At 74.7% G+C, this 4800-nt stretch carries 3 protein-coding genes and 1 pseudogene; 1 reads left to right on the forward strand and 3 read right to left on the reverse strand.

Annotated elements, in window-relative coordinates; genetic code table 11:
- A pseudogene (locus BCD48_RS16135) lies at positions 1-266 on the reverse strand (ferritin-like domain-containing protein); the annotation flags it as partial.
- 598 nt (positions 267-864) lie between these two features.
- Between BCD48_RS16135 and BCD48_RS51310 the strand changes: the two are divergent.
- Positions 865-1905 carry a thioesterase family protein gene (locus BCD48_RS51310; protein ID WP_083418728.1) on the forward strand — a complete coding sequence of 347 codons (1041 nt, stop codon included), beginning with the start codon at positions 865-867 and terminating at the stop codon, positions 1903-1905.
- An 80-nt stretch (positions 1906-1985) separates the two neighbouring features.
- On the opposite strand, the gene BCD48_RS46445 is transcribed toward BCD48_RS51310, so the two are convergent.
- Both BCD48_RS46445 and BCD48_RS16150 read right to left on the reverse strand, forming a co-directional pair.
- Positions 1986-3443 (reverse strand): VWA domain-containing protein, encoded by a 1458-nt coding sequence (locus BCD48_RS46445; RefSeq protein WP_083418729.1) that lies wholly within the window; start codon positions 3441-3443, stop codon positions 1986-1988.
- Positions 3444-3480: 37 nt separating this feature from the next.
- The coding region (locus tag BCD48_RS16150) for a TIGR02679 family protein (RefSeq protein ID WP_241841771.1) at positions 3481-4800 on the reverse strand (1320 nt) is incomplete at its 5' end.

The following is a 4800-nucleotide window of genomic DNA, read 5'->3' on the forward strand; positions in this document are numbered from 1 at the left end:
ACGGCGTCCAGCCAGGTCCGGAAAGCGAAATGATGCTGGAGCTCCTCGTAGCCCCAGACCGCGACGAACGCCGAGAAGTCGTAGTCGTCGAACTCGTTGAGGAAGCCGTGCTGGGCCGCGATCGAGTTCGCCTCACCCATCACGGCACTCTTGACCATGGTCATGTACTCGGGCCGCACCAGATCCTGGTCGATCTCGTCGAACGGGAGCTCGTCGAGCGTCCAACGCTTGCGTTCGTAGTGCCGGAAGACGTCGTAGCCATGCATCGGGCTCAACCTCCGTCGGGGTTGGTCACTCATCCGCCCGCCGGCGCGGCCAGCCCGGCGCCCGGCCCATCGCCGTCCGCCGCTCCGTCTCCCCGGCACGCGGCCGTCACGGTGTCGAGCGCGGGACGACGACGGCCCAGCCGACACGGCGCGGACGGCACCGGACGGCCGCGCCGCCGCACCCAAGACTGACAATCCGGCATCGACCGGTCAACGAAGAGCACATCTCTTCTATCGATCGATCGTGGACAACAATGAGCCGCCCCGGCCACCAGCGCTTTTCTCCAGGAAATGGCCGGTGAACTTCCCCGAGTTCACCCGATATTACGGTCGGCGGCACTGGCCGGTCGGGGCAGGTTTGGTCCCTGTTCGCCGGCGTTCGCCGTGCCGTGGCGTTCCGCGATTGCCGGCCAGGGGCACCGATATTCTGTTGGCATTTGGTATATCGACCAACCGGAAACCCGGACCAGATGTCGCCTCGACGGGCCGCGCGCTGGTGGCGCGGACGCCGTCGGTCGGGGTGGCCGGGCCGACCGGCGCACCGCCCCGGGTCGTGAGCGGACGAGGCCGGCGTCCACCGTTCAGGGAGGGTGCACTCGTGGAGCAGATCGGCGCAGCGGACCGTGACGGCCTGGTCCACCAGGCGGCCGGGACCGCCCAGCGAGACGACGACGGAAGCGGCGATGGCGCCTTCTTCGTCCCCGACACCGCCGTTTTCGACACCACCATTTCCGAGACCGCCGTTTCCGGCACCGCTGTCCCGCCCGCCGTCGGGCAGACGCCGCCAGGCCTCACGCCTGAGCCGACGCCGACGCCGACGCGGCCGCCGATCGCCGCCGCGGCTGGCGGCACACCGCTGCGCGCGACGTCGTCCAGCGAAGGCCCGTGGGCGCCCGGCCTGCAGCACGGCGGCGTGGTCAGCGCGGTGCTCACCCGGTCGCTTGAGCAGACCGCCGAGGCGGCTGGCCTCACCGGCGGGCACCTCGCCCGGATCGCGGTGGAGTTCCTGCGCCCGGCGCCGGTCGGGCCGGTCTCGATCACGGCCGAGGTGGTCCGCCCCGGCCGCCAGGTCGCGCTGCTGCGCGCCGAGCTACGCACGGGCCCGGATCCGGCGTCCCGGGTGCTCGCCGTCGCGACGGCCTGGTGGCGGCGCCGGTCGCCCGGCCTGGTCCCCGACATCGCCCACACCGAGGCGCCCACGCTGCCCGACCCGGACACGCTGCCCACCGAGGTGCCCGACAGCGACCTCACGCGCTACCTGGACCGCGGCTACATCGCCGCCACCGAGTGGCGCTACGCCGGCGGACGGCTCGAGGAGCCCGGCTCGTCCACCGCGTGGGTCCGACCCCGCGTCCCCCTCGTACACGGCGAGCCGATCAGCCCGGCCCAGCTGCTGATGCTGGTCGCCGACGCCGCCAGCGGCGTCAGCGCCGTGCTTGACTTCCGCACCCACCTGTTCACCAACGTCGACCTCGTCGTCAGCGCGCTGCGGCCGATCGAGGGCGACTGGGTGAGCCTGCACGCCACGACCGCCATCGACGGCGCCGGCGGCGGCACCACGACCACCATGCTCGGCGACCGGCGCGGCCCGGTCGCCTTCGCCCTGCACACCCTCTTCGTCGCACCCCTCGTCGGCTGACGGCAAGCGGTCAGCGGTCAGCGGTCAGCGGTCAGCGGTCAGCGGTCAGCGGTCAGCGGTCAGCGGTCAGCGGTCAGCGGTCAGCGGAGGATGCCAGCGGCGCGGGCGGCGGAGAGCCAGATGGGGAACTCGGCGAGGAGCTGGTCGTAGAGCTCGCCGGCGGACAGGTCGCCCGGGGCGCGGCCGGTGGCGAGGAAGCCGGCGTTGTCGACCAGCCGGCCCTCCATGGTGTCCAGGCCCTGCAGGAACTTCAGATGACGGCCCTTTCCGAAGCCGACGAACTGCCAGAAGATCGGCAGGTTGCTGCTCCGCCGGATCAGGTCACGCGCCGGGCGCTTGTCGAACGGCGCGCCGTCGGTCTGGAACACGACGAACGCCGGGTAGGCGCCGCCGGTCGCCCGGTGGTGGTCGATAACCGCCATCATCGCCGGGAGGTAGTTGGTGCCGCCCCAGGAAAGCTTCGCCTGCAGCGCCTGGATCCTGCCGTGGTAGTTGTCCAGGCCGATCTCGTCGATGAGGCTGACCTTGTCGGAGAAGAACACCAGCGGCACGACGCCGTCGTCGTCGAGGTTCGCGGACAGGCCGAGCACCTGCTCCGCGAAGTGCTGCATCGTCCCGGTCCGGTAGTGGCCGGACATGCTGGCCGAGTGGTCCAGGACCAGGTAGACGGCGGCGCGCAGCCCGGCCGCGCCCTGCTTGCGCAGGCTGACCCCGGCCGCCTTGTAGAGGTCGACCAGGCCCGGCGCGGTTCGCGAGACCTTCTCGAGGCTGATGGCGGGCGCACCCGCCGGCACGGTGCCGCCAGGAGCACTCCCCGGCGCGGGCTGCCACCCACCCGGAGCCGGCGGTCCCCAGGCCGGTGACGGCTGCACGGGTGCCGGCTGCACGGGCTGTCCCGTCGGCGCGGGCCATGGCGTCGGCGCGGGCCATGCCGCCGGGGCGGACGGTGCGAACGGGGTGGCGGGCGTACCCGGCGGACCGGGAGGCGGCGGCGTGGCGCCACCGGCCGCCCGGGTGGCCGGCGCGGTGGGTGTGCCGGGGTCGTCCACGACGACCCCGAAGTCGGCCGCCAGACCCGCGAGCCCCGTCGCGTACCCCTGTCCGATGGCCCGGACCTTCCAGCCGCCGTCGCGCCGGTAGAACTCCGCCAGGAGCACGACGGTCTCCCCATGCGTGAGCGGCGCCGGGGTGAACTGGAAGCGGCGCCCGCCGTCGTCGACGTCGACCCAGGGCGTGGTGGCGCCGTCGAACACCACGCCGGGCCGCGCCGCGTCGACGCTCGCGGCGACCACCACCTTGGCGACGTCGGCCGGAACACGCGGAAGGTCGACCGTCACGCACGCCCCGTCGAGCCGCACACCGCCGTACGCCGGATGGTTGAAGAAGACCAGGTCGTCGTCGCCGCGGACCTTGCCCGTGGTCGTCAGCAGGACCGCGGACACGTCGATGGACCCGCCGGCGGCCGCGACCGCCGCCCTGACCTGGCCTCCGGCCAGCGGTCCGTTCGCGCCGGGCGTCAGGCGGGTCACGGCGTTCATGACGGCGGCTCCCCATCACTCGACGATGCGCGAAGTCTTAGGATCGCCGCCGCGCGGCCAGGTCGGCAAGGAGTGTGGGCAGGACGAGCTCCTCGTCGACGCGGATGCCGTGGCGTTCGAGGGCGGGGCGCAGGGCCGGGTCCCAGGCGGCGTCGACGGGGCGGCCGGTGAGCGGGCCGCCGGTCGCGGTCGCCAGGGCCGCGGCGTAGGCCTCGGCGTCGTAGCGCCACGGACGCCAGCCGACGCGGTCACGCAGTGCCCCCGCAATGCGCAGGCCGCCCCAGTCGAAGTCGCCGTGGTAGGCGAGGCTCGCGCCCTGGGCGGCGAGCAGCTCGAGCAGGCCGAGGACGGCGGCCGACGGCTGGCCGCCCGCGCAGACCAGCGGCGGGGTGCCCAGGCCGAGCTCGTCGGCGGCGCTGGCCAGCACGATCGGGTTCTCGCAGACGAAGACGAGGCCGGCACCGACGCCCAGGTCTGCCCGCTCGCCGCCCCGGCCGGTGACCTGGCGCAGCGTCAGCACGCACGGCTCCGCCGCCTCGTGGGCGGCGGCGAGCACCCGGCCCGCCGCCGTGGCCGCGCCGCCGGGCAGACCCAGGCAGAGCACGGTCGACGACAGCTCGTCCAGATGGACCCCGACCGCGGCCCAGGCGGCACGCCGCCCGGCCGCCGACGCGTCGCCGGTCAGCGCGGACCCGGCGAGCACCCGGGCGGCGGCGAGCGCCAGCGTCGCGAGCGGCCGGCCGTCGTCGAGCGCGTGCGCGTCGCCCGCGGCCCGCATCGCCAGCCGGTCCAGCGCCATCCCGCCGGCTGGGAGCGCGTCGAGCACCGCCACCAGCGGCTCGACCAGCCCGGTCGCCGTCCCCGGGTCGCCGGCGAGCCGGCGTAGCGTCCCCGTGCCGTCCAGCCAGGTGAGCCATGGTGAAAGCTCCGGCCGCCGCCCGGCGAGCATGTCCAGCGGTGCCCGGGCGGCGGCCCACGCGGCGGCCGCGTCGACGGCCGCCGCGGCCTCGCCCATGACCGGCCCGGTCAGCAGCACGACCGCCGCCGCGAGCCCGTCGGGCGCGGCGCCGCTGGCCCGCAGGATCCGGTCGACCTCGTCCAGCGGAACCGACAGCGAGTAGCCCCGCCCGGCGCGCCGCCCGAGCAGCCGCTCGGCGGCGCGGCGCTGCTCGTGGCTCGCCTTCGGCAGCGTGACGACGCCGGTCAGCGGCTGCCCCTGCGCCATCCGCCGCCGAGCCCGATCCACCAGCCACGCCAGCTGCTCTCCGCCCAGCAGCCGCCGCAGCCGTTCGACGTCCCCGTCCGACCTCCCCCGCACCGACGACGCGCCGACGGAGACAGCCGACGTGTCCGGGGA

This window comes from Pseudofrankia coriaricola (assembly GCF_001854805.1).
Lineage (GTDB): Bacteria > Actinomycetota > Actinomycetes > Frankiales > Frankiaceae > Pseudofrankia.

Coding starts and splice junctions, on each gene's coding strand:
- BCD48_RS46445 (WP_083418729.1), bottom strand. CDS start 3,443: ATGAACGCCGTGACCCGCCTGACGCCCGGCGCGAACGGACCGCTGGCC.